21 protein-coding genes are annotated in these 25343 nt (G+C 63.7%); 14 read left to right on the plus strand and 7 right to left on the minus strand.

From position 1 onward, the window contains the following. Complete coding sequence (locus tag JQ572_RS21235) at positions 1 to 375, plus strand: response regulator transcription factor (protein ID WP_211384751.1); 375 nt, start codon at positions 1 to 3, stop codon at positions 373 to 375. 15 nt (positions 376 to 390) lie between these two features. Here the strand turns inward: JQ572_RS21235 and JQ572_RS21240 are convergent, their stop codons facing one another. Genes JQ572_RS21240 through JQ572_RS21250 form a run of 3 tightly spaced genes read right to left on the minus strand, consistent with a single transcriptional unit; the run spans position 391 to position 3622 of the window. Then, a complete protein-coding gene (locus JQ572_RS21240; protein ID WP_211384752.1) occupies positions 391 to 1005 on the minus strand; it encodes an invasion associated locus B family protein in 615 nt (204 codons plus the stop codon). A 29-nt stretch (positions 1006 to 1034) separates the two neighbouring features. Next, a complete protein-coding gene (locus JQ572_RS21245; RefSeq protein ID WP_211384753.1) occupies positions 1035 to 1922 on the minus strand; it encodes an alpha/beta hydrolase family protein in 888 nt (295 codons plus the stop codon). Between the two features lie 11 nt (positions 1923 to 1933). Continuing rightward, on the minus strand, positions 1934 to 3622 hold the full coding sequence (locus tag JQ572_RS21250) for an aspartate-alanine antiporter-like transporter (RefSeq protein WP_211384754.1): 1689 nt from the start codon (positions 3620 to 3622) through the stop codon (positions 1934 to 1936). Between the two features lie 134 nt (positions 3623 to 3756). On the opposite strand from JQ572_RS21250, the gene JQ572_RS21255 reads away from it, so the two are divergent. The 5 genes from JQ572_RS21255 to JQ572_RS21275 all read left to right on the plus strand — a co-directional run bounded on the left by JQ572_RS21255 (position 3757) and on the right by JQ572_RS21275 (position 11276). Further along, on the plus strand, positions 3757 to 4431 hold the full coding sequence (locus tag JQ572_RS21255) for a YoaK family protein (RefSeq protein WP_211384755.1): 675 nt from the start codon (positions 3757 to 3759) through the stop codon (positions 4429 to 4431). Then, the gene (locus JQ572_RS21260; RefSeq protein WP_211384756.1) at positions 4428 to 6170 is read left to right on the plus strand and encodes a SulP family inorganic anion transporter; all 1743 of its coding nucleotides are present in this window, start codon (positions 4428 to 4430) and stop codon (positions 6168 to 6170) included. The genes JQ572_RS21255 and JQ572_RS21260 overlap by 4 nt, the downstream gene beginning before the upstream one ends. Positions 6171 to 6341: 171 nt before the next feature. Beyond that, complete coding sequence (locus JQ572_RS21265; protein ID WP_211384757.1) at positions 6342 to 9095, plus strand: decarboxylase; 2754 nt, start codon at positions 6342 to 6344, stop codon at positions 9093 to 9095. 13 nt (positions 9096 to 9108) lie between these two features. Continuing rightward, positions 9109 to 10809 carry an aspartate:alanine exchanger family transporter gene (locus JQ572_RS21270; protein WP_211384758.1) on the plus strand — a complete coding sequence of 567 codons (1701 nt, stop codon included), beginning with the start codon at positions 9109 to 9111 and terminating at the stop codon, positions 10807 to 10809. A 32-nt stretch (positions 10810 to 10841) separates the two neighbouring features. After that, positions 10842 to 11276: a hypothetical protein gene (locus JQ572_RS21275; RefSeq protein WP_211384759.1), complete on the plus strand. Its 435-nt coding sequence runs from the start codon at positions 10842 to 10844 to the stop codon at positions 11274 to 11276. A 42-nt stretch (positions 11277 to 11318) separates the two neighbouring features. Here the strand turns inward: JQ572_RS21275 and ppk2 are convergent, their stop codons facing one another. Both ppk2 and JQ572_RS21285 read right to left on the minus strand, forming a co-directional pair. Beyond that, positions 11319 to 12119, minus strand: a complete 801-nt coding sequence (gene ppk2, locus JQ572_RS21280; RefSeq protein WP_211384760.1) for a polyphosphate kinase 2 — start codon at positions 12117 to 12119, stop codon at positions 11319 to 11321. 38 nt (positions 12120 to 12157) lie between these two features. Beyond that, complete coding sequence (locus tag JQ572_RS21285) at positions 12158 to 12610, minus strand: hypothetical protein (RefSeq protein WP_211384761.1); 453 nt, start codon at positions 12608 to 12610, stop codon at positions 12158 to 12160. Between the two features lie 151 nt (positions 12611 to 12761). Between JQ572_RS21285 and JQ572_RS21290 the strand changes: the two genes are divergently transcribed. From JQ572_RS21290 to JQ572_RS21320, 7 genes are all read left to right on the plus strand, one after another. Beyond that, positions 12762 to 13193, plus strand: a complete 432-nt coding sequence (locus tag JQ572_RS21290) for a hypothetical protein (protein WP_249129146.1) — start codon at positions 12762 to 12764, stop codon at positions 13191 to 13193. Continuing rightward, positions 13186 to 14418 (plus strand): HlyD family secretion protein, encoded by a 1233-nt coding sequence (locus JQ572_RS21295; RefSeq protein WP_211384762.1) that lies wholly within the window; start codon positions 13186 to 13188, stop codon positions 14416 to 14418. Before JQ572_RS21290 ends, JQ572_RS21295 begins: the two co-directional genes overlap by 8 nt. Before the next feature lie 100 nt (positions 14419 to 14518). Then, positions 14519 to 15838: a TAXI family TRAP transporter solute-binding subunit gene (locus JQ572_RS21300; protein WP_211384763.1), complete on the plus strand. Its 1320-nt coding sequence runs from the start codon at positions 14519 to 14521 to the stop codon at positions 15836 to 15838. 97 nt (positions 15839 to 15935) lie between these two features. Further along, on the plus strand, positions 15936 to 17840 hold the full coding sequence (locus tag JQ572_RS21305; protein WP_211384764.1) for a sensor histidine kinase: 1905 nt from the start codon (positions 15936 to 15938) through the stop codon (positions 17838 to 17840). A 129-nt stretch (positions 17841 to 17969) separates the two neighbouring features. Next, positions 17970 to 19607 (plus strand): DUF3300 domain-containing protein, encoded by a 1638-nt coding sequence (locus JQ572_RS21310; RefSeq protein ID WP_211384765.1) that lies wholly within the window; start codon positions 17970 to 17972, stop codon positions 19605 to 19607. Then, positions 19604 to 20521, plus strand: coding sequence for a DUF2950 domain-containing protein (locus JQ572_RS21315; protein ID WP_211384766.1), 918 nt, complete (start codon positions 19604 to 19606; stop codon positions 20519 to 20521). The genes JQ572_RS21310 and JQ572_RS21315 overlap by 4 nt, the downstream gene beginning before the upstream one ends. Beyond that, complete coding sequence (locus tag JQ572_RS21320; protein ID WP_211384767.1) at positions 20505 to 20972, plus strand: hypothetical protein; 468 nt, start codon at positions 20505 to 20507, stop codon at positions 20970 to 20972. Before JQ572_RS21315 ends, JQ572_RS21320 begins: the two co-directional genes overlap by 17 nt. A gap of 147 nt (positions 20973 to 21119) precedes the next feature. On the opposite strand, the gene JQ572_RS21325 is transcribed toward JQ572_RS21320, so the two are convergent. After that, on the minus strand, positions 21120 to 21470 hold the full coding sequence (locus tag JQ572_RS21325; protein ID WP_211384768.1) for a RidA family protein: 351 nt from the start codon (positions 21468 to 21470) through the stop codon (positions 21120 to 21122). A 314-nt stretch (positions 21471 to 21784) separates the two neighbouring features. Between JQ572_RS21325 and JQ572_RS21330 the strand changes: the two genes are divergently transcribed. Beyond that, a complete protein-coding gene (locus tag JQ572_RS21330; RefSeq protein ID WP_211384769.1) occupies positions 21785 to 24106 on the plus strand; it encodes a molybdopterin guanine dinucleotide-containing S/N-oxide reductase in 2322 nt (773 codons plus the stop codon). 84 nt (positions 24107 to 24190) lie between these two features. Here JQ572_RS21330 and JQ572_RS21335 read toward each other — a convergent pair whose 3' ends face one another. Further along, on the minus strand, positions 24191 to 25171 hold the full coding sequence (locus tag JQ572_RS21335; protein WP_211384770.1) for a helix-turn-helix domain-containing protein: 981 nt from the start codon (positions 25169 to 25171) through the stop codon (positions 24191 to 24193). Between the last annotated feature and the right edge of the window lie 172 nt (positions 25172 to 25343).

The following is a 25343-nucleotide window of genomic DNA, read 5'->3' on the forward strand; positions in this document are numbered from 1 at the left end:
TTGTCCGCACGCAGATTCATTTTCGTTGTGGATGATAATTCTTCCGTGCGCCGAAGCATAGAGCGTCTGCTTCGCGAGCGTGGCTTCGATGTGATCCCGTTCGACTCGGCCAGCGCACTGCTGCGTCATGGCCGTTTCGACGAAGCCTGTTGCATCGTTCTGGATATCAACCTGAACGGCGAATCCGGCATCGTTCTCCGCCGCAGGATCGCGCAGGAGGGCGCTACCGTGCCGGTCATCTACATCACCGGCAACGACAGCCACGCGAACCAGGCGGCGGCGATCGAGTCGGGATGTGTTGCCTATCTGACGAAGCCGTTTGCCGCGGATGCATTCATCGAGTCGGTGGAACGTGCCTGCACCGGAAGCGTCTAACCCGATCGCGCTCGTTCATTCGTCGATGTCCTGTTCAAATGTCTTTGCCGCCGCGCCCTTGTGGACGGAGGCGAACTGGGTGAGCGGCAGTGAAGTCGTCACGGCCAGAAGGCTGGAATCAACCACCACGAGTACCAGTGCCTTTCCGGACTCCATCGCTGTGACGAAGCTGTGATCCACGACGTCGGCGGCGATGCAGGCGTTGGTAAGGCACCAGTTGTAGGGGAGCAGCTGCTCGCTGCCCTGATCGACCGTCAGCTTGGCTGGCTGTTTTAGATACATGCCGACCGGAACGAACACTTGCAGCCGCGCGGCGCGGTCGCCGTCACGCTCGATCAGGTCCACGCGTACCGCCGTTTGCCCGGTCGGAAACTTGCCCGTGATCGACGTCCGGCACAGCGCACGCGCACCGCCCGGCTTGAAGCAGAGCTTCTGCCAGTCGCCGAAAGTGATGTCCTTGGCTTCGCGCTGTCCGCGGGGCGCGATTTCGGCGGGTTTCGCCTGGCGCGCCTGCTGTTGCGCTGCAGCGGCGCTCAGAACCGAAGCTGGTCCGGTGATAGCGGCAGCGAACAGAATCGACAGGCAGGCGCGTGCAGGCCTGGGCCACGGTGTTGAAGCTGTGTCGATCATGACAGTGTCTCCAGGCGCCGCGCTTGCGGCTACTTCTGTGCGTCGAGGAATTTTTCGACGAGCGGCGACCACATCGGGATCGCATCGGGCGAGCCGACGAAGAAATGACCCTCATTGCCGAAGGGCGGCATCAGATGATACTCGGCCCTGCCGCCGGCGGCGGTGAAGGCGTCATGCATGCGTTTCGACAGGGCCGGGCCGAAGAACGTGTCGTTTTCGATGTAGAACCACAGCATCGGCACCCGCGAGGTCCGGCCGAAATCCGCGGTCGCTTCGACCAGCCTGTCCGGTGCGCAGTTGTTGTTGGGCTTGCCGTCGACGCGTCCGCCGCGACCGGCTGCAAAGGTGATGATCGCCTTGACCTGCGACGGGTTCACGCTCGACAGCGCGATCGAACCCCAGCCACCGGCGGACTGCCCGATGACGATGACGTCCTTCGCGAGCACGCGTTTCTCGGCGACCATGTAGTCGATGATCCAGAGGTCGACCTGTGCCAACGCGCGTCCGGCATCCTTGAAATTTGGATTGCTGCAGTTGCCGATTTTGGCGAAGAAGGGCCCGTAGAGTCCGCGCTCGGGAATGTCGATGGCGGCCGCGCCATATCCGGTGCCGACCGGCGCCACGACGAAATAGCCGTGTTCTGCGAACCACTTCGCGGCGTCGCGGAATTCCACCAGCGGAAAGAAGCTCCGGTCGACCGGCTTGAGCGACACGCCATGGTTCATGATCGCGAGAGGAAAGGGGCCGTCACCGACGGGGCGTACCACGTAGGCGAGCATCGGGAGCGGGAGCTGCAGCGCCCAGATTTCCTCCTGGATGGGGCCGCCGTCTGCGGCCCGCGCCGGGGCGAACAGGCAGATCAGGAGGGCCAATGCCGCCGCTATCGACTTTAGGGCTGGGGCATGCAGGAGATTCATGCGCGCCTCGCTCAACCGGCGAATGTGCTGGCCACGATAATCGGGCCGAGCACGGTCAGGACGACATTGCCGACCGCGTAAGGCACGGCGACCCCGAGCACCGGCGTCTGGCTTTCGGCAACATCGCAGGCACCGGTTACGGCGGCGTCGACCGTCATGGCTCCGGCCAGCGCGCCGCAAATAATGACCGGGTTCATCCGCAGCACACGATGGGCGAACAGGGTTGTAACAACGAGCGGCACCAGCGTGACGACCAGGCCCATGCCGACCAGCAGCATGCCGTGCGACTGGATCGCAACCCATGCCGCATGGCCGTTGCCGAGCCCGATCGCTGCGATGAAGCCGCCGAGCCCGAGATCGCTGAGCGTCTGCTGTGCCGCGGGCGGCATTGCGCCTATCGTGGGCCGCCTCGAGCGCAGCCAGCCACAGAACAGCCCGGCGATCAGGGCGCCGCCGCCACCGCCCAGCGTGAGCGGGACTGAGCCGATCTTGACGCTCGCGAGACCGGCGAGCAGGCCCACGGCGATGCCCGCGGCAAGGAACGCGATGTCGGTGCGGTCGCCCGAGCGCAGAATCTGGCCGACCTTCGCGGCGGCGCGCTCGATATTGCGGGTGCTGCCGACCAGCGTCATGACATCGCCGACATAGACGCGGGTGTCCGCGCTCAACGGGACCTCGCGTCCCATCCGCGTCAATGTGCGCAGGAAAACGCCACGCGCGTTGTCGCCGACGCGTTCGGCGACGTCCTTGACAGAGCGGCCATGGAGTTTGCGGTTGTCGATGAGGACATCGACCACGTTGCCGGGGATTGCCCTGAGAATCTCGTCGGCGTCGATCTCGGTGCCAATGATCGGCTTTGCTGCAACAAGAACCGCGGTCCGTCCTGCGATGACGATGTCGTCGCCTGCTTCAAGAACGGTGTCGAGATGCGGCTCGACGTCGGCGCCCTGACGCACGATCCGCTCGACCACGCTACGACTGCCGATCTCGCCTTCGACGGCGCCGACGGTCCGTCCTGCCGCGACCGACACCCGGTAGGCGCGGGCCTGGAATTTTCGATAGTGCAGATTTTCAGTTTGTGGCGGGTCGCCACCCGAAAGCTCCGCCTCGAGCTTTGCGGCTTCCGCTTTCAAATCGATCCGCATCAATTTCGGCGCGACAAACGGCACGTACAGGAGCGTGAGGATATAGCCGAGCACGTAGGTGACGGCGTAGCCGGCGGCAATATTGGCGTCCTGCTGCTCCAGCACCTCTTTGGCGAGTCCGAGCTGGGCCAGTGCGCCAGATGCGGTGCCGATGACCGAGGACTGTGTCAGGGCTCCTGCAGCAAGACCGGAAGCGGTGCCGGGACCGAGCGCGAACACATGGGCAAATATGAGAACGATGACGAGGCCGGTCCCACCGAGCACGAGCGCGAGCGCGACCTGCGCCAGGGTCCGGATGCTCAGCGAGGCAAAGAACTCGGGTCCGGACCGGTAACCGATCGTAAACACGAAAAGGCTGAAGAGAATGACCCTGAGCAGGGAGGGAAACGTGAATGTGCCGAGCTGCCCGATGAGGACGGCGATGATGAGCGTGCACGCCGTGGTGCCGATCGAAAAGCCGTGGATCCGGACGCGGCCAAGAATGGTGCCGAGTGCGACCGACAGCAGCAGGAAGATTTCCGGAGCGGCGGAGATGATCCATCTGACCGTGCTCATGACGCATGCCCTCCAGCGATTTGCGCCAAATCTGGTTCGTGAAACCCGGCGATGCTTGATCCAGATCAACCCCTGCCGAGGGCTAAGCCGCTCCCTGTTCAGGCTCTACAGCACCCAAGACCCGGCGTTCGGACATGAGCACGATGGATATCGCCCCTGTGTCGTCGATAGGCCGCGACGAAACGGTGCCAATCGCGCTGCTGCTGGCCTTCGCCGGCGGCTATCTCGACGCCTATACCTGGATCGTCCACGGCGTGATGGCCAACGCGCAGACCGCCAATCTCGTTCTGCTTTGGGTCTATGGGTCGATCGGCGACTGGACGAAAGCGCTCCACTTCGTTCCACCGATCCTCGCGTTCGCGGCCGGTATCGTGATCGCGGCATGGCTGCGCCGCGCAACCGGCGAGCGCGCCAGGGTGATCAGCACGCTGGTCGAGATCGTGCTTTTGGTCGTCATCGCCGTCCTGCACAACCGCCTGCCGGATCTCGCCGGAACGCTCGGCATTTCATTCGTCGCCGCCATACAGAGCGCCGTCTTCACCCGGGTCGAGGGCGTTGTCTTCAGTTCGGTGATGATCACGGGCAATATGCGGCAGGCGATTGAAGGTGCGTTCGCTGCAGCGTCCGGCGATGGATCGCTGCGCCCTCCAGGTATTTTCGCTACCTTGTGCCTCACTTTTGGCCTCGGGGCCGCCCTCGGCGCCTTCGCGACCAAGCAAATCCCGAATCTGGCGCTCGGTTTGCCCGTGATCGCACTGCTGGTCGTGCTGTTGCTCTGCGAAGCCCCGCGCGACGAGGCCAGCCTATGACGACTTCCGAGCGGAGAGCGCGCTGGACTTTCCTGTTTCCGCCGGCGACATGGCTTGCGCACTACCGCAGCGCCTGGCTGCGCCCGGACGCCGTCGCCGGCATCACCCTCGCGGCCTACGCCATTCCCGTGTCGCTCGCCTATGCTGCGCTGGCGGGCCTGCCGCCCCAGATCGGAATCTACGGTTACATGCTTGGCGGCATCGGCTATGCGCTGCTCGGGTCGTCGCGTCAGCTTGCAGTTGGTCCGACCTCCGCGATCTCGTTGATGATTGCGGCCTCCGTCGGAGCGTTGGCGGGCGGAGACGCGACAAAATACGCCGAGATCGCCAGCCTGGCGGCATGCGCGGTGGCGCTGCTCTGTCTGATCTCCTGGCTGTTCAAGCTCAGCGTTCTCGTCCGCCTGGTGAGTGACAGCATCCTGGTCGGATTCAAGGCCGGCGCCGGACTCACCATCATGATGAGCCAGTTGCCGAGCCTGTTCGGCGTCGCTGGCGGCGGTCACAATTTCTTCGATCGCGCCATCAAGCTTGCCGGACAGCTCGGCGGCATCAATTGGCTGGTTCTCGCGATCGGAGCCATCGCGCTCTTCTTCCTGCTGGTGGGAGAACGGCGGCTGCCCGGGAGGCCGGTCGGGCTCACGATCATGGCGCTGTCGATCGTCGTTGCGACGTTGCTCGGGCTTCCGTCGCTTGGCGTGCCGGTCACCGGCAAGATTCCCGAGGGATTGCCGTCAATCGGCTTGCCCAGGTTCGGTCTGTTGGAGCCCGACGAGCTCTTCCCGCTGGCTGCGGGTTGCGTGCTGCTGGCCTACATAGAAGGCGTGTCCGCCGCCCGCAGCTTCGCTGCCAAGCATGGCTATGCGCTTGATGTCCGGCAGGAATTTTTGGGGCTCGGCGCGGCGAACCTCGTAGCGGCATTCGGCCACGGCTATCCCGTGGCCGGAGGGCTGTCACAATCTGCGGTCAACGACAACGCAGGGGCGCGCACGCCGCTGGCGCTGATGATCTGTTCGGCGACGCTTGCGCTATGCCTGCTGTTCTTCACGGGCCTGTTGACGAATCTGCCCAAGGCAGTGCTTGCGGCGATCGTCTTTGCCGCCGTCTACAGACTGGTGGACATACGCGCGCTGTTGCGGATGTGGCAAGTCAGCCGCATCGACTTTTATGCCGCGGCCATTGCGCTGCTGGCAGTGTTGCTCCTCGGGATATTACAGGGCGTCCTGCTGGCGGCCATTGCATCGATCGTTCTGCTTTTGGCGCGGGCCTCACGCCCGAATGTCGCTTTCCTTGGTCGCCTGCAAGGGACCGGCCGTTACTCCGACAATGCGAGACATGAAGGCGTCGAGCCGCTGGTCGGAATCATCGCCTTTCGACCCGAAGCCTCGCTGCTCTATATCAATGCCGAAACGATCCTGGAAGCGGTGTTGGACACCTTGCTGAGGTCGGTCGATATCAGGCTGGTCGTCTGCGATCTCTCGGCCTCGCCCTATATCGATCTGGCCGGGGCGCGTATGTTGCACGATCTCTATGACGAACTCGCCTCCCGGAAGATCGCATTCGCGATCGTTGGCGCGCATGCACAGTTGCGCGATCTGTTGAGGGCTGAGGGTCTGGCGGAAAAGACCGACAGCGGAGCGTGGCTCCGCTCGCTCGACAGCGTGCTGGGAGAGGGCAAAGCCGGGCAATCGCCGGATCCCAAACCGGAGGATCCGGCGGACTTGTTGGCCGGCCGGCTCTGACCTGTCCCATTGATCGCTCGCCGTCCTTCGCGCGGCAGCCGCCCGGACGATATTGCATCGCGAAGTGTTCCAGGCCTGTTCAAGATGCGCGACCGTTGACTTGGATCAATGGACCGAGGTGAGCGGGCACCACGATGCGGCCGGGACTTTGCAAAAGATCCGGAGAGAGACATGTCCAAGGACGCCAAGCCAGCAGAAAAGCGCATCGATCAGTTCATTTCCGGGCCCGGCGGGCGAGCGGACGACTGGCGCGATCTGGTCGAGGCAGCCAAGGCATGGGCGCGCGGCGGCGACCGCGCGAAGTATGATGCGGCGCTGGCCGATCTTTCCGTCATAGAGGAGTTTCACGGCTATCCCGGGCTGCAATTGATGGCGGCGTTGCGGGAGGCGGCCTCGGCGGGCGATGCGGCGGGCTCACTGAGCCTTGCGACGCGCATCACGCAGGCCCTGATGACGAGATCCTTCCGCCAACATGCCGGCGACTGGAATGCCAGGGATGACGGCAACGGCGATGCGCCCGAGCTCGTGCCCTCGAGTTTCGGGTCGCATGAGGGCCATCGGCCCTATTTTGAAACGCTGATCGTCACCGGCCTCTCGTCCGACAAATGGCCGGCGCTCGCTGCCGAATGGCGCAAGCTGCGACGTCCGGTGGATTCCTTCGTCTATGAGCCGGTGATCGTCGGCAGTCTTGAAGACGCCTTTTGTGCGACGATGCTCAATCCCACCATCGCGGCCGTGATCATCAACGAAGGGTTTGGCCTGCGCTCGCGTCACAACGCACCGATCCTGCGCACCATGACCGCGACGGCGGGCATCAATGACGAGACCGACGCGTCCGCACTCCGGCTTGCACACATCATCAAGCGGGTACGTCCCGAGCTTGACCTCTATCTGATGTCGAATCGCGACGTCGAGAAGATGGCGGGAGATCCCGACGCCAACGTGGTTCGGCGGATATTCTACTCGATCGAAGAGCTCCTCGAACTCCATCTCTCCATCCTCGAAGGTATCCAGGATCGATTCGACACACCGTTCTTCGACAATCTCAAGAAATACGCACAACGCCCGATCGGGACGTTCCACGCGCTGCCGATCGCGCGCGGAAAATCCGTGTTCAAGTCGGACTGGATCCGCGACATGGGCGAATTCTACGGCTTGAACCTGTTCCTTGCCGAGAGCAGCGCCACCACCGGCGGTCTCGACAGCCTGCTGGAGCCGACCGGCAACATCAAGAAGGCGCAGGACAAGGCGGCGCGCGCGCTCGGTGCGGACCGCGTTTTCTTCGTGACCAACGGCACCTCGACCTCGAACAAGATGGCGGTGCAGGCGCTGCTTGGGCCGGGCGACATCGCGATCGTCGATCGCAACTGCCACAAGTCGCACCACTACGGGATGGTGCTGGCCGGCGCCCAGCCGATCTACGTCGAAGCGTTTCCGATGACGGAATACTCGATGTACGGCGCGGTGCCGCTGAAGACCATCAAGCAGGCCCTGCTGAACGCCAGGGCCGATGGCCGGCTGGACCGTGTCAAGATGCTTGACCTGACCAACTGCACGTTTGACGGCCACATCTACAACACCCGGCGGGTGATGGAGGAATGCCTCGCCATCAAGCCCGACTTGATCTTCCTCTGGGACGAAGCCTGGTTCGGCTTTGCGCGATTCTCGCCGTTCCTGCGGCGACGGACCGCGATGGGCGCCGCCAATGAGATCGAGGCCTGGATGCACGATCCGAAATCGGTCGCGGCTTACGAGAAGCAACAGGCCGAGCTCGGCAAGACCCCCTCGGACGAGGTGCTGCTCAAGACCAGGCTGATCCCGGATCCGCGTCAGATCCGCTTGCGCGTCTACCAGACCAACTCGACCCACAAGTCGATGTCGGCGATCCGGCAGGGCTCGATGCTGTCCGTCAAGGACGTCGAATTCCACACCGTCGAGCAGCAGTTCAAGGAGGCGGTCTTCACGCATGCATCGACCAGCCCGAACCAGCAGATCATCGCGAGCCTCGACGTATCGCGGCGCCAGATGGAGCTCGAGGGCTATGGTCTGGTGTCCAATGCGATCGAAATCGCTTTCGCGATCCGCCAGGCGGTCAACAACAATCCGCTGATCTCCAAATACTTCCGGATTCTCGGCGCGGACGCGATGGTGCCGGCGCAATACCGCCAGAGCGGCTTTACCGACTATCTGGCCCCCGGCATGAACTGGGCGAACGCCCTGAAGAGCCTGGACGACGACGAGTTCTGCCTCGATCCGACCCGCATGACCCTGGTGTGCGGCACCGCCGGCTACGACGGCACGCAGTTCAAGGGAATCCTGGCCAACGAGTACGATATCCAGATCAACAAGACGTCACGCAACTCGGTGTTGTTCCAGTCCAACATCAACAACACGCGCAGCGACGTTGCGCATCTGGTAAGAGTGCTGGCCGAGATCGCGGGCGAGGTCGATCGCGGGCTGGTTCAGGGCGGCGTCAATGCGAAGAAGACCTTCGAGGCGCGGGTCAAGAGCCTGATGACGGACGTGCCGGACTTGCCGAACTTTTCGCATTTCCACCAGAGTTTCCGTGGCGATGCCGGCACCAAGACCAACGAAGGCGACATCCGCAGCGGTTTCTACTCGGCCTATGACGCGGCGGGGTGCGAATATATCCGGCTGGCCGATCCCGAGATCGACCGTCGTCTGAAGGCCGGTCCCGATCTCGTGTCTGCCAGTTTCGTGATCCCGTACCCGCCGGGCTTCCCGATCATGGTGCCGGGACAGGTCATCACCCAGGAAACCATCGACTTCATGCGCAAGCTCGATGTGAAGGAAATCCACGGCTACGACGCCAAGGAAGGGCTGAAGCTCGTACGTGCCGAAGCCCTGGCGAAGATTGGCCGGCCCAAGCCCGGTGCGACGCCGAAGCTGAAGGCCGCATCATAGATAGGGGACGACCATGCTAGGGTTTTTCACGTTCTTGCAGCAGAATCCGTTTCTGTTGCTGTTCTTCGTCGTCGGGCTCGCCGTCTGGATCGGCCGGGCCAGCATCAAGGGTTACGGCCTCGGCATGGTCGCTGGCGCCATCGTGGTCGGCGCCGGCCTAGCCGTCTGGGCTTCGAGCTACGGCGTGAAGCTCGAGCTGAACAACTTCGCCAAGAGCCTGTTCTACTACCTCTTCATGTACGGCGTCGGCTTGCGCGTCGGGCCGTCCTTCATCAACAGCCTGAGGGGGGACGGCATCAAATTCGTGCTCCTGGCGGTGGTGTCGAGTGTGCTCGGTCTGGCGCTCGTCGTCATTCTTTCAAAGCTCTTCGCGCTGCCGATCGGCGCCGCCGGCGGCATGCTGGCGGGGTCGCAGACCATGTCGGCCGCGATCGGTTCGGCCGAGCAGGCAATCACCTCGGGTGTCGTGAAGCTTCCCGAAGGGATGAAGCCTGAGGACGCGACCGGCATGATCGCGCTGTCCTACGGCATCACCTATATCTGGGGTACCGTCGGCATCATTTTGATCTGCAAGTACCTGCCGCGTTGGTGGGGTGTCGACGCCAAGGCGGCTGCCACGCAGTATGAGAAGGAGTTCGGCGTCAAGGATCTCGAGGGCGGCGGCCTGACCGGCTATCGGCAGTTCGGTCTGCGCGCCTACCGGCTCGACAATCCGGCCCAGGTCGGCATGAGCATCGCCAAATTCCGCACGATCAACCCGGAATACCGCATCGTCAACGTGGTGCGGGGCGGTCAACCGTTGGGAGCCGATCCCGAAATCGTGCTGCAAAAGGGAGACGTCGTCGCGCTCGGTGGCGCGACCGAGCATCTGACCGACAAGATGGGCCTGATCGGCCCCGAGGTTGCCGATGCCAAGGCGCTCGGTATTCCCATGGACCAGGCGGACATCCTCGTCACCAACAAGGAGATGGTCGGACGCACCTTCGAATCGTTCCGCGAGACAGCGTTGGCGGGCCAGTTGCAGGTCACCAAGGTCGAGCGTGGTGGTGTGCCGCTTGCCGCCGGTCTCAAGACCGAGTTGCAGCGGATGGATATCATCTCCGTTGTCGGTCTCAAATCGGCCGTCAACGAGCTCGGCGAGATGTGGGGGCGCATTGCGCGGACCAACACCTCGACCGATCTTCTCACGCTCGCCGCGGGCATGATCATCGGCTTCCTGATCGGCATGATCGAGTTTCCGGCCTTCGGTGCCAAGATCGGCCTCGGAAACGCCGGCGGTCTATTGCTATCGGGCGTGATCGTCTCGTCGCTGGTTTCGCGGCTGCGCTTCTTCGGCAACACGCCGAACGCGGCGCGCAACGTGCTGGAGGATCTCGGCCTCGTCGTCTTCGTCGCCATCGTCGGCGTCAATGCCGGCGCCGGATTGCTGGCGCAGCTCACGGGTGCGGTTGCCTTGAAGATATTCGTCGCCGGCTTTATCGCCTGCACGATCCCGCCTTTCGTCGTCTGGGCGATCGGCTACCACGTCTTCAAGATCAACCCCGCGGTGCTGATGGGCGGCGTTGCCGGCGCGCGGTCGCACTCCGGTCCGTGCCGCGAAGCGGCGGTGGAAATCCAGAGCTCCGTGCCCTGGATCGGATTCCCGGTCGGCTACGCCGTGTCGGGCATCCTGCTCACCGTGTTCGGCTACTTCGCAATGCTCCTTGCCCAATAGCTCGGCATCACAACCAAAGGGAAACGAAAGTCATGAGAAAAGTCGCCATCTGCGCCGTCCTGGCCACCGCGCTTGCAAGCATCGCCGGTTTCAGCACGCCATCGCGTGCCGAGACCGGCCAGGTTGCCGTGGTCTTCACCAAGGGCGGATTCATCGTCGGCGTCGGTGGCGGCGAGGGGGTTCTGCTTTATCGCGGCAAGAAATATCCCTTCACGGTCTCCGGCATGAGCGTCGGTTTCACGATCGGCGCCTCGACCACCAAGCTGGTCGGCCGCGCCCTCAATCTGAGGGGACCGGAGTCCATCGAAGGCTCCTACGCGGCGGGCGGCGCGGGCGGCGCCGTTGCCGCGGGCGCCGGGGCCGTTCAGTTGCAGAACGGCAACGGCGTGATCCTCCAGCTCAGCGGACCGAAGGTCGGCGCGGAAGTGTCGGCCGCCGTCGGCGGTGTGACGATACGGTTGAAGTAGACCAACGATCGGGCCGCGTCCAGGCGCGGCCTGATCGTCTCGTCAATATCGTTCGGTGACGAAGTTCATCCCGCGCAGGGTGGCCTGGTCGTTGTAGCGTCCCTTGTCGGAACGCTTGGGCAGCTTGACCTTGGTCTTCCTGATCCGCTTGTAGGGGATCGCCCTGAGCAGATGCGCGATGCAGTTCAGCCGCGCCCGCCGCTTGTCGTCGGAGCGGATGATGTACCATGGCGCATGCTTCGTGCTCGTCTTCTTGAGCATCAGGTCGCGTGCGCGTGAGTAATCGTACCAGCGCTTGAAGGATTCCAGATCCATCGGGCTGAGCTTCCACTGCCGCACCGGGTCGTCGATGCGAGCCGTGAAGCGGCGCTCCTGCTCCTCCATTCCGACCTCGAGCCAGACCTTGATCAGGATGATGCCGCCGTCGATGACGTACTTTTCCATCTGCGGACAGAGCGAGAGAAAGCGGTCGTGCTCGGCGGGCGAGCAGAAGCCCATGACGTATTCGACGCCGGCGCGGTTGTACCAGCTGCGGTCGAAGATCACGACCTCGCCGCCGGCTGGAAAATGCTTCATGTAGCGCTGAAAGAACAGCTGCGACTTCTCGCGGTCCGACGGCGCCGGCAGCGCAACCACGCGGAACACGCGCGGACTGACCTTTTCCGTGATCGCCTTGATCGTGCCACCTTTGCCGGCTGCGTCCCGCCCCTCGAACAGCACGATGACCCGAAGCTTGTTTTCCCTGACATAGTCCTGGAGATGGCAAAGTTCGACCTGGAGCTTTTCGAGCTCCTTCTCGTAATCCTTGCGCTTCATCCGTTCCATCGCCCCGGCCTTTGCCATGCTTCGCGTTCCATTGCGTCAATGCGGCCAAACCGCGATCAGTCCCCCCAGGAAATGGTCACCCCGATGTCGCCGGGCACGCCGCCGGGAAAGTCGATGACCTGATAGCCGATCCGATAGCCGCGCGGCTTGAGGTATTCGGTCCAGAGCTCGAAGATCTCCTTTGGAATTCCCGTCAGCGTTTTCTCCCAGCCTGCCTCCATCTGGTTGATGGCGCGGCCCTTGTCGGTGCACAGCGTATTCGGGAAGCGATAGACTTGTACTTCGGTCAGGCCGTTGCGTACCGCGCGCTGGATGATGGTCGAGGCGAGCTTGATCTTCTCCTCCTCGGACTTGCCGGACGGTTTGCTCAGCCGTTCGATCAAGTCGCGTTTCTCGGCTTCGGCCGCCGCGGCGAGGCGAACATATTCCTCGGCCTTTCTGGCTTCCTCGAGCGCGGCTTCCTTGCGGATTTGCAGTGCGTTGGGAATGAGATCATCGATGCCGGGCATGGTTCCTGGCTTGCTGTTGGGGCAGAGTCAGGACTAGTCTAGGTTTCGCGCCGTCTCGACCTTTGATTCATATCAAGCAATTTCTCACCTGCGTGGCCACGGTGGCCGTGCGGTGCATAAGCCGCCCTGGTCCCTTCCGTGGAGAAGAGCATTGAGCGAGCAACTTCATCCGCTGGCCCCTCATCATTTGCCGTTCTATCTCGCGCCGGGAAGCGGGACCGACGTGCTGATGGTGGTGATGGGGATCTTCCTGGTCGGTACCGTGCTCTGGGTGGGCACGCTCTACTGGAAGCTGCACAGCCTACCCGAGCGGATGGCGCACAAATCGCAGAAGCTGCAGTTTGAGATCGTGGCGGTGCTGGGCATTATCTCGCTCTTTACGCACTTGCACATTTTCTGGGTGGCGGGTCTGCTGCTCGCGATGATCGACCTGCCCGATTTCGGCACGCCGCTACGCAGCATTGCCGGCTCCGTCGAGAGGATCGCTGATGCGGCGCCGGGCGAGGCGCGCGAGCCCGACCAGCCGAGCCCCGCGCCGATAGAGACGTCAGTCCCGAAGGAGAAGGAGCGCAGCCATGTTTGAGCTCATGTTCTGCTCCCTTCTGACCATCCTGCCGGACTATCTCTACCGCCGCTATGCCCAGGGCAAGCGCTTCGGCAAGGAGATCACGTTCTTTTCCATCTGGTACGAGCTGCGCTGGGGCATCACCGGCTGCCTGATGCTCACGGTGTCGCTGATCACCATGATCTTCTACTTTCATCCGGCGACCAACTCGGCGGCAATCTACTTCCGGACCGTGCCGATTCTTCCCGAGGGTTCGGGGCGCGTCGCCGAGGTCAAGGTCAGATACAGCCAGTCGGTGAAGCAAGGCGACGTCCTGTTCACGCTGGACAGTTCGAAACAGCAGGCCGCTCTGGAAACGGCCAGGAGCAAGGTTGCCGAAGTCGATGCTTCGCTGATTTCGGCGCGCGCCGACGTCGTCAAGGCCGAGGCTCAGCTGGAGGAGGCGAAATCCTCCTTTCAGCAGGCCAAGGACGAACTGGATGTGAAATCCGAGCTGCAGCGTCGCAATCCCGGCATCGTGCCGCAGCGTGACATCGAGAAGTTGCAAGTGGTGGTCAACGGACGGCAAGCCGGTATCGACGCCGCGAATGCCACACGGGAATCCGCGTCCTTGCGAGTCTCCACGCTGCTGCCCGCGGAGAGAGCCAGCGCCTCCGCCGCGATGGCGCAGGCACAGGTCGATCTCGACAAGACCTTCGTTCGCGCCGGCGTCGATGGGCGGGTCGAACAGTTCTTCGTTCGGCCCGGCGATCTTGTTGCACAGATCATGCGACCAGCCGGTGTTTTGATACCGACAGAATCCGGCAAGGGTGGGCTGCAGGCCGGGTTTGGACAGATTGAAGCGGGGGTGATGAAGGTAGGGATGGTCGCGGAAGCGACCTGCATCTCCAAGCCGTGGGTGATCATTCCGCTCATTGTCACCGATGTGCAGGATTACATCGCCGCCGGCCAGGTCCAGGCTGGCCAGGAATTGATTGAACTTCAGAATGCACGGAAGCCGGGTTCGATACTCGCCTTCCTGGAGCCGCTCTACAAAGGCGGCCTTGAAGGCGTCACTCCGGGGAGCAGCTGCATCGTCAACGCCTACACCAGCAATCACGAGGAGATCTCGGCGAAGGAGACCAGCACCGTCCGCGCCATTGCCTTGCATGTCGTCGACGGCGTCGGGCTGGTGCATGCGATGCTGCTGCGCATTCAGGCGCTGCTGCTGCCGATCAAGACGCTGGTGCTCAGCGGACACTGATCGGGTTCGACGCGCTACCAAATCGAGCGGGCAAATTGCTCCAGGCGGAGTGAGATTAGCCCGTCCGGCCTGCGAACGTCATCTGTTCTGCGAGAGCCGCATGGTCTCAGCGAGAATGCCGATATGGTTTCGTTTCGTCATCGTCGCCGGCTTGGTCGTGCTGGTTCTCGGGGCTGGCCTGTTCGGCTATCGCTGGTATTCCCGCCCGACGGTGCTGACTATCGCGGTCGGATCCCTGGACCGGGAGGCCACACGGCTGGTAGCGGCGCTGGCGAGCCGGCTCGCTGCGGTCAATGCTCCGGTGCGCCTCAAGCTGGTCGAGACGACCAGCGCTGTTGACGCGGCCGATTTGTTTGCGGCCGAGAAGGTCGATCTCGCCGTCGTGCGCGGCGACGTCGGCGATCTGTCGCAGGCCCAGGCCGTCGTGGTGCTCGCCCATGCCGTCGTTCTGCTGGCGACTCCGCCGGGATCGTCCATCACCGACATCGCCGGCTTGAAGCGCACCAGCGTCGGCGTGATCGGCGGCGAGATCAATCGCAAGATCGTCAACGTCCTGAGCGACGAATATGGCCTGGCCCGCGCCAACGTGACGTTCCGCAATCTCCAGCCGCCAGACGCGCGGCGCGCGCTGGACACCAAGGAGGTCCGGGCGATTCTGATCGTCGTTCCTCTCGCCGAAAAATACCTCGCTCTGTTGCGCGGCCTGTTTTTGCAGACGCCGAAGACCGCGCCGGTTCTGCTTCCCATCGATGCCGCCGGTGCCATCGCCGCGAAGCAGCGCGCATTTGAAAGCTTCGATGTCCCGAAGGGCACGTTGCGCGGTTCGCCTCCTGTCCCGAGCGAGGATATCACCACGCTGCGGGTCTCATTCTATGTGGTCGCGCAAAAGCAGCTCAGCGCAAAGGTGGCCGGCGGCCTGGCTGACGCGCTGATGAAGGCGCGCAGGGACCTGCTCGGCGAATTGCCGATCCTCTCGCAAATGACAGCGCCGAGCACGGATTCGGACGCCTTCCTCCCGGTCCATCCCGGCGCCGCCGCGTTCTACAACGGCACACAGCAGAGCTTTCTGGACGAATGGGGAAACGCGATCTTCCTCGCGCCGATGATCCTGGGCGGGCTTGTGTCGGTGCTGGCGGCCGCGTGGAAATTCCTTCGGGCGGGCGATCCTTCGAAGGATGAGCACGACCTGGATTCGCTTTATGCGCTGGGTGCGCGGATACGCACGACCGGCGCGGAAACCGAACTGTCCGAGATCGAGGCCGAGATTGACCGGGTTCTCCAGGCGCAGCGGGCCAGGACGGCGGCGGGAGACGAGAACGCGCTCGATGTCACGACCCTGAACGTTGCCGCGCATCGCCTTCAGAGCCTGATCCACGACCGCCGGATTCTGCTGTCGGCGCTGCCGGACTCGAGCGCTTGAGCGGCGCGGCCGAAGGGCGATAGAGGCGCAGTGCGTTAGCGCAAGAGTTGTGCTGTAATAGCCGCCGTTTAGACTTTTGAGGCTGCCGGGGAATAGAATGAACGGGCGCATTCCCATCGGCGCGGTCAACATGGTCTGGCCCGGGGTAGCTGCGCGTGTCGTCGTCTGCCTGCTGGTTTGGGCCATGCTGCCGGCCGCCGCGAGCAGCGAGCCGCGTGGCCAGCCCAAGCGCGTCCTCATGCTCCACTCCTTCGGACGCGACTTCAGACCATGGAGCGAATATGCCCGCACCATCCGGGCCGACCTCCAGCAGCAATCGCCGTGGCCAATCGACCTGCAGGAGCACACGCTCCTGACGGCGCGGTTCAACGATCCGGGTCCGGAGGCACCGTTCGTCGCCTATCTCCGCTCGCTTTATCGCGACAACCCGCCCGACATCGTGATGAGCATTGGGGCGCCGGCGGCAAGGTTTGTCCAGAAACATCGTGACCAGCTATTCCGCGACACGCCCATGGTGCTGACGGCGGTCGAACAACGGCTGGTGAACCGCATCGAACTGACCGACAGCGACGTTGTCGTCGCCGTTCACAACGACTTCCCGGCGTTCTTCGGCAGTATTCTTCAAGTCATGCCGGAGACCGAGACGATTGCCGTCGTCATCGGCTCTTCGCCGCTTGAGAAGTTCTGGCTCGAGGAGATCAAGAGGGAAGCGAAGCCGTTCGAAAACCGGGTCGCATTCGTCTGGTATGCAGACTTGGCATTTGAACAGATTCTTCATCGGGCGTCGGCGCTTCCGCCGCATACGGTGCTGTTCTGGCATCTGATGTCCGTCGATGGCGCCGGTATCGCACACGAAGGTGATCTCGCGCTGCGCAGCCTGCATGCGGTCGCCAACGCGCCGATTTTTTCCTACCAGGAGGCGTTCTTCGGTCACGACACCGTCGGCGGCCCGATGCATTCGATCGCGGGAGCGAGCCAGGCGACCGTCAACGTTGCGATCCGCCTTCTCGGCGGCGAGAAGCCCAGCGCGATCAAGATCGAGCCGCTTCGGTTCGCGTCGCCGAGATACGATTGGCGCGAGTTGCAGCGCTGGGGCATCAGCGAGAGCAATCTGCCCGAGGGCAGCGATATCCTGTTTCGCGAGGCAACCATTTGGGACAGATATCGCTGGCAGCTGGTGCTGCTTGCCAGCGTGATCCTGATCCAGGGGGCGTTGATCAGCGGATTGCTCCATGAGCACCGCCGCCGCCGCCTAGCCGAGGTCGAGGCGCGCCAGCGGATGGTGGAGCTCGCCCATGTCAACCGCTACGCGGCCGCCGGCGAACTCACGACGTCGGTCGCGCACGAACTCAACCAGCCGCTGGGCGCCATCCTCACCAATGCGGAGACTGCGGAGCTCATGCTGAGGAGCACCTCGCCGAACCTCCGGGAAATCGCCGATATTCTCGCCGACATCAAGCGGGACGACCAGCGCGCCAGTGAAGTGATACGCCGGCTTCGCAGCGTGCTGAAGAAGACGCCATTCGAGATCAGGGACATCGACCTCAATCAGACGGTGCGCGAGGCGATGGGATTTGTGGGCGATCTGGCGCGTGGACAGGGTGTGGTGTTGAATTATGTTCCGCCCCCGACCGAGCTGCACGTCAAGGGGGACCCTGTTCAACTGCAACAGGTCATGCTCAATCTCATCATGAACGCAATCGACGCGGTGTCCGACGCGGACCCGAGGAAGCGCGAAATCAGCGTCACGGCGGTCCACGCCGGCAGCCATGCCGAGATCAAGGTCGCCGACAACGGGCAGGGCATTGCGCCCGGCGACCTGAATACGATCTTCGATCCGTTTTTCTCCACCAAGCCGCAAGGCATGGGCATGGGGCTGGCCATCGTCCGCACCATTGTCGAGGCGCATCAAGGGCGTATCGCCGCTGAAAATCAGCCATCGGGGGGCGCGCTCTTCACCGTTAGGCTTCCGATCGGTCGCGGCAGCGCGAAATCGGCTTGATACCGCCGTATCGCTCTGGCGTCGCAGCAGGTTTCCTCCCCGCGCCGGATGCGCGTTCCTTTGATCTTGATCAATGAAGGCTGTTGACCTTCCAGGATGCTCGCGCTGCGAGGCCCGAGGGAGGATGTGATGTTTCGTTGCGGCAAGACCTTGATCGCGATGGCGCTGCTGCTGGCGATCCCGGTCGCTGCGGTCGCTCAAACGGCTGGCACCCCGACTGCCCCGGGCGGTCAGGCACAACCGTCAAGCCAGCCGCCGCCGACTGTCGAGTTGCTCAAGCCCGAGCAGCTCGAGGCACTGGTGGCGCCGATCGCGCTCTATCCCGACGAACTGCTCGCCAATGTGCTGGCGGCATCCACCTATCCTCTGGAAGTCGTGCAGGCCGATCGCTGGCTGAAAGAGCGCAAGACCCTGATGGGCGATGCCCTGAAGACCGAGGTCGAGAAGCAATCCTGGGACGACAGCGTCAAGGCACTGGCCTCGACCGCCGACGTCCTCACGATGATGAGTGACAAGCTCGACTGGACCAAGGCGCTCGGCGACGCCGTGCTGGCGCAGCAGCCGGACGTGATGGATGCGGTCCAGCGGCTCCGTTCCAAGGCCTTTGACAACAAGAAGCTGGTCACCACCAAGCAGCAGAAGGTCAGCGTCCAGACCCAGGAGAGCAGGCAGGTGATCGTGATCGAACCGGCCGTATCAGATACGATGTACGTGCCGTATTACGAGCCGGCGACGGTCTACGGCGAGTGGCCCTACGCGGAGTATCCGCCGTATTACTTCGGTTACCCGTCCTACATTGGTGCGGGCGTCGTCGCGGCGGGTCTCGCCTTCGGCACGGCCTGGGCCATTGGCCGCTGGGGCAATTATTGGGGCGGTGGCTGCAACTGGGGCAACCGCAACGTCTACATCAATCACCGAACCACCAACGTTGGAAATGGCTGGCAACACAATCCGTCGCATCGCCAGGGCGTTCGCTACAACAACGCAAATGTTCAGCAGCGCTTCGGCAATAGCAACCTGAAGGCCGGTGCCTCCGACCGGATGGATTTCCGCGGACGCGACGGACAGCAAGTGTTGAAGCCGGGACAGGACCGGGCAGGTTCTGGAGATCGTGCGGGAGATCGTGCAGGAGACCGCGCCGGCGATCGAGGTGGCCAGGGTGCGGGGGATCGCGCCAAGGGCGGAGGTGATCGTGCGGCCAAGGGTGGTGCCAAGAATGCCGGTGCCAAAAATGCGGGTGCCAAAAATGCCGGTGCCAAGAGCGCCGGCAACAAAGCAGGCGGTGGCAAGGGCGGTGCTGCGGCTGCGAACCGTGGTGGCGGCAGCTCACGCGGCGGAAGTGCGCTGAACGTATCGTCGGGCCGCTCGGCGGCGGCGGCGTCGGCCCGCGGTCACGCCAGCATGGCGAGCGCGGGGCCGCGTGGCGGCGGTGGCGGCGCCAGCTTCGCCGGCCGCGGTGGTGGCGGTGGAGGCGGCCGCGGCGGTGGTGGCGGCGGGCGCCGTTCCGACATCTCGCTGAAGCACGATGTCGTCTTGCTTGGCCATCTCGCAAACGGACTCGGCTATTATCGCTTCAACTATATCGGCAGCGACAAGGCCTATGTCGGCGTCATCGCGCAGGAGGTCGAGGAGGTGATGCCGAAAGCTGTCACCCGCGGAGCGGACGGTTATCTCCGGGTCTATTACGAAAAGCTCGGTCTTAAATTCCGCACCTACCGCGATTGGCTCGCCGGCGGCGCGAAGATTCCTGCGGAGGTGACGCCATGATGGGCTTGAATACGGTTCATCGTGCGGTTGTGCCGGCCATCATGGCACTGGCGCTCATGGGTTCGCCGTCGCTCGCGCAGCAGTCCTATCCGACACCGGAGGAAGCAGCGGCGGCGCTCGCCACCGCCGTCAAGAGCGGGCCGGACAGGGCCATCCTGAAAGTGCTCGGCAGCGCCGCCGACGACATCGTCTCGTCCGGCGACGAGGTGGCCGACGTCGACATCCGGAAACGCTTCACCTCGATGTACGATGCGAAACATTCGATCAAGGCGGAGGGTAACAAGAAAGCGACGCTGATGCTGGGGCCGGACGACTTCCCGTTCCCGATCCCGCTCGTCAACACCAAGACCGGCTGGGAGTTCGACACCGCCGAAGGCCGCATCGAGATCCTGTATCGCCGTATCGGCCGCAACGAGCTCGACGCGATCCAGACCAGCCTCGCCTTTGTCGATGCGGAGAACGAGTACGCCGATAAGGATCGCGGCGAGGGAGCCGGCGTGTACGCACAGCGCATCGTCAGCAGTGCGGGCAAGAAGGATGGGTTGTTCTGGCGCGACGACAGTGACCCGAGCCCGCTCGGCGCACTGGCGGCACAGGCTTCGACCGAGGGCTACAAGGCCGAGGAGGGGCCGGCGCCCTATCACGGCTACTATTTCCGCATCCTGAAGGGGCAGGGCGCAAACGCGCCGGGCGGCGTGCTCAACTATGTCGTCAAAGGCAAGATGATCGGGGGCTTTGCGCTGATCGCCTGGCCTGCCGAGTACGGCAATTCCGGAGTGATGACCTTCCTGGTCAACCATGCGGGCATCGTCTATCAGAAGGATCTGGGGACTCGGACCAAGGTCCTCGCTCCCCGCATGACCGAGTTCGATCCGGACCAGACCTGGAAGAAGGTCGATGCTGCAAAACCCTGAGCGACGCACGGAGATATCGCGCCGGCTGCTTGGGCGTCTCGCACCACTCGTGTTGCTCGCGCTCCTCGCCTCGATGACCCCCTCGTTCGCGCAGGCGTCCGCCCAGGTCCGCGTCAAGATCGTCAAGGCGGGGCTGCTCTTGGGTGGTGGCGCCGGCAGCGGGGTGCTGACTTATCGGGGCCGCCATTATCCATTCCGTGTCACCGGGTTGAGCTTGGGTTTCACCGCCGGCGCCACGGTTGGACGGCTCGAGGGCCGGGCTTCAGGAATTCGAGAGGTCGGCGATTTTGCCGGTACGTACAGCTCGGTCGGCGGCGGAGCCGCCCTGATCGGCGGCATCAACGGCGTTCAGTTGCGCAACGACAGAGGTGTCACGATGGTGCTGCAGGGACCAAAGGCCGGGCTGGAGTTCGCCGCCAACCTCAGCTCGATCATGATCTCCCTGAGGTGAGCGTGCAGCGGCGAAATGGGGACCTCACATCCAGCGCCCCCTGACGCCTTTTCGCTCGCAACGCCACTGCTCCGATGACGGGGCGTAATTGACTGGGCTTTCAGATCACGAGCTCGAATTTCTCGCGCGGCAGAAACTGATCTGAAGCTATTGTCGGGCAGCGATTGCGGTCATCTCGAGTTTGACGCCCGGACCGAGATCGGCCACGCCGATTGCGGCGCGCGCCGGCAGATGAGCTTCTGCGAAGTGCGCCTTCCAGGCCGCATTGAACTCTGCCTTCTCCTTGAGGTCGGCCATGTAGATGGTGACCTGCAAGACGTTGGCGAGATCGGACCCGAGGGTCTTCAGCAGGTGGGCCAATTGTCCGAGGACGTCGTATGCCTGGCCCGACATATCGAGACTCGTGTCCTCGGGGACGATGCCACCGATGTAAAGCACGCCGTTATGCTCGACCACTTCGTGGAGCAGACCCTCGTAAGGCAAGACGCGCTTGATCATGACGAAACCGATGTTGCTGTGAGGACCGGCGGCATATCGCACATTTCAATGTCGGTGTCGTTGCAAGAGATGGCGTACGCCTGCGAAAGGGCCACTCCGATCGTGGTCAGATAAAGTATTGAAAATAAAGGAACAAATTGACCTGCGAATCGTCGTCATCGCTCTGGCGAAGGTCACCAGCCTCTCATTGCGCACGAGGGCCCGGCATTTCCGCAGGCCTTGACCCTGACGACATCGGAAAGTGGATCGGTATACTGGCACCCGAATGACGCGGGGCTGCCGGACCATGCCGTGCCCGGAACAAGGATCAGACGATGGACGATACGATTGGCTTCCCCGACCCCGGCCTCGACCTGTCCGACGGCTTCAAGCCGCACACCTCCCATTGGGGCGTGTTCTCGGCGCGTCAAAGCGCGGCCGGGCTCGAGGTCAGGGCGTATGCGGGCGATCCCGATCCGAACGGCATCATCGACAATTTCCCCGGTGCGCTGCGACACCAGGCGCGTATTGGCCAGCCGGCGATCCGCCGCGGCTGGCTCGAGCGTGGCCCGGGCCCGGACGATCGCCGCGGCCGCGACGAGTTCGTCTCCGTCAGCTGGGAGAAGGCGCTCGATCTCCTCGGCGACGAGCTCGGTCGCATCCGTGACACGCGCGGGCCCGGTGCCGTGTTCGGCGGCTCCTATGGCTGGTCGAGCGCGGGCCGCTTCCATCACGCCCAGAGCCAGGTGCACCGTTTCCTCAACATCGCCCTGGGCGGCTATGTACGCTCTGTGAATTCCTATTCCTCGGGCGCGTCCTCGGTGCTGCTGCCGCAGATCCTCTGCGGCTACGAGGACATCACCAAGCGCAACGTCACCTGGGAGCAGATCGCGGCCGAAACCGACATCGTGCTGGCGTTCGGCGGCATGGCGTTGAAGAACTCGATGGTCGCCGGCGGCTCGATCAGCAAGCATGTCGAGCGCGGCGCGATGGCAGCTGCGCGCCGGCGCGGCTGCGAGTTCATCCTCTTCAGCCCGCTGCGTGAAGACCTGCCCGTCGAGGCCGGTGCCGAATGGATGACATGCGTGCCCGGCACCGACACCGCGCTGATGCTCGGAATCGTCCACACGCTGGCGAGCGAAGGCCTGCACGACCAGGCTTTCCTCGATCGCTACACGGAGGGGTGGCCGGTCTTCCTGCGCTATCTCACCGGCGAAACCGATGGCCAGCCGAAGAGCGCCGAGTGGGCCGCCGCGATCTGCGGCGTCGGCGCGGACACGATCCGCCGGCTGGCGCGTCGCCTGGCCGGAAAGCGCGCGCTGATCACCGTCTCCCATTCGCTCCAGCGCGCCGAGCATGGCGAGCAGCCGGTGTGGATGGGCATGGTGCTGGCGGCAGCCCTTGGCCAGATCGGCCTTCCCGGCGGTGGCTACGCCTATTCGTTGGGTGCGATCGGTTATTACGGCCGCCGCGTCAACGACGTGCCGGGGCCGACGCTGGGGCAGGGCCGCAATGCCGTCCGTGATTTCATTCCGGTGGCGCGCATCGCCGACATGCTGCTCAACCCCGGCAGCACCTATCGCTACAACGGCGAGACGCGCACCTATCTGGACATCCGTCTCGTCTACTGGGCCGGCGGCAATCCCTTTCATCACCACCAGGACATCAACCGCCTGCGCAAGGCGTTTGCGAAAGTCGACACGCTGGTCGTGCACGAGCTCGCATGGACCGCCACGGCCCGGCATGCCGACATCGTGCTGCCCTCGACGATGACGCTCGAGCGCGAGGACATCGGCTATTCCAGCAACGATCCGCTGATGGTCGCCATGCACCGGATCGCCGAGCCGTTTGGCCTTGCGCGCGACGATTACGAGATTTTTGCCGATCTCGCCGAACGTCTCGGCGCGCGCGAGCCTTTCACGGAGGGACGCACGTCGCGAGAATGGCTAGAACATCTTTACGAGCCGACCCGCGCATCGCTGGAAGCGCGCGGCCTTGAGGCCCCGGCCTTCGAGGACTTCTGGCAGCGCGGCAGCCTGGTCGTGCCGCAGCAACCCGATGACGGCGGCCGGCTGCGCAGTTTCCGCGACGATCCTGTCAATCATCCGCTGCCGACGCCGAGCGGCCGCATCGAAATATTCTCCGCCAAGATTGCGGGCCATGGCGACGCGGATTGTCCCGGCCATCCGGTCTGGCTCGACAAGACCGACATGCCCAAGCCCGGCGCGCCCTGCTTCCTCGTCGCCAACCAGCCGGCGACGCGTCTGCACAGCCAGCTCGATTTCGGCGGACATTCGCTGGCGGCAAAGCATCGCGGCCGCGAGGTCGCGCGCATGAATCCGCGCGATGCGAGCGCGCGCGGCATCGGGGACGGCGACATCATCCGCCTGTTCAACGCGCGCGGCGCGTGCCTTGCCGCAGTCCATGTCACCGACGGCGTCGCGCCGGGCGTCGTGCAGCTTCCGACCGGCGCCTGGTACGATCCGATGGATCCCGAAGACGAAGCGCCGCTCTGCGTTCACGGCAATCCGAACGTGCTCACCCGCGACATTGGCACTTCATCGTTCGCCCAAGGCTGCACCGGCCAGCTCACGACGGTCGAGGTCGAGAAGTTCACCGGCAATCTGCCGCCGATCCGGGCTTTCGATCCGGTGTAGAAAAAAGCGGGGCCGCCCTGTTGGGTGCAGGGACGGCCCCGAGAGGCTCGCGGGCCCGGGAGGAGGAGGGCGCGAGCTGAATGCTTAGGCGGCCGCGCTGATCCATTCCCTCTGTGCAGAAGCACGACGCGGCGGAAGCGCCTTCACCTCGGGCCGCTCGCCCTTGCTGGCGAGGCGCCAGCGTGCCGGTGATTGACCGCTGATGCGCTTGAAGACGGTGGAAAAATGCGCCTGCGTGCTGAAGCCGACCGCAAGCGCGATCTCCGCCAGAGGCCGCTCGGTCGTCGCCAGCAGCGCCTTGGCCTGCTCGATCCGGTAATTGAGCAGATACTCCCGGGGGCGATAACCGGTCGCGGTGCGGAATTGCGCCGCAAAGTGCATTCTGGACAGGCCGGCGACGTTGGCGAGCTCGGACAGGCTGATGCACCGGTCGAAATGATCGGCGACATATTGCTCGATGCGCCGCAGCCGCCATTTCGGCAACGCATTGACCCTGGCGCGCGGCAATTCCACGCGCGCAAGATGCATCGCAAGGGTCTGGCCGATGCAGCACGTAAACTTGTGGTCCACGGCGTCGCCATGTTCGATCAGCGCCTTGGCAAGTTCGGCGGCGAGCGGGTCGCGCAACAGCACGAGGTCATTCAGTCCTTCGGTCGCGGCGAATTGCGCCGGAAAATGCTCCGTGGCGATGTGGACGTGCAGGAAGGCGCAGGGCGACTGGAATTGCACGGCGAGAGGTTTCGACGGCGCGGTGAGATAGAGGGTGCCGGCGGGCATCGTGCCGTCGAAAATGATCTGGCGGTCCCGGCTCAGTTTTAGGCGCGTGGTCTTCAACGCGATGCCGACGAAATAGCGATCCTCGGGCGTCGTCGCTTCGTGCGAGGACGTGCTCCGCGGGTCTTCCCATCGCGAAACCGTGATGTCCTCGACGGCCTCGGGGCCGCAATCGATCTGGCGCCATTGGCGCTCCCGAATGATCGCCTGTGTCGATTGGGGGATCTCGTGACCCCGCTGGCCGGCCGGAAAATCAGTCCAGGCAGGCGCTCCCTGCGAATTGGTCAACATCGTTGGTCCTCTCCAGGCTTTGCGGCTGCTTGCAATCGGCAAACGCGCAAACCCATGCTTTCGATGTTGAGAGGATAGGCGTGCTCTGGCCAGGAAGCCCGTTAGTGGTGATTAGGATCTGTTAGTTTTTGTGGGGCGCGTCACGTGCGGCAGCTCGTCGCAGAAGGGGACG

Origin of the sequence: Bradyrhizobium sp. SZCCT0153 (assembly GCF_018129995.1) — a bacterium.
GTDB classification, from domain to species: Bacteria; Pseudomonadota; Alphaproteobacteria; order Rhizobiales; family Xanthobacteraceae; genus Bradyrhizobium; species Bradyrhizobium japonicum_G.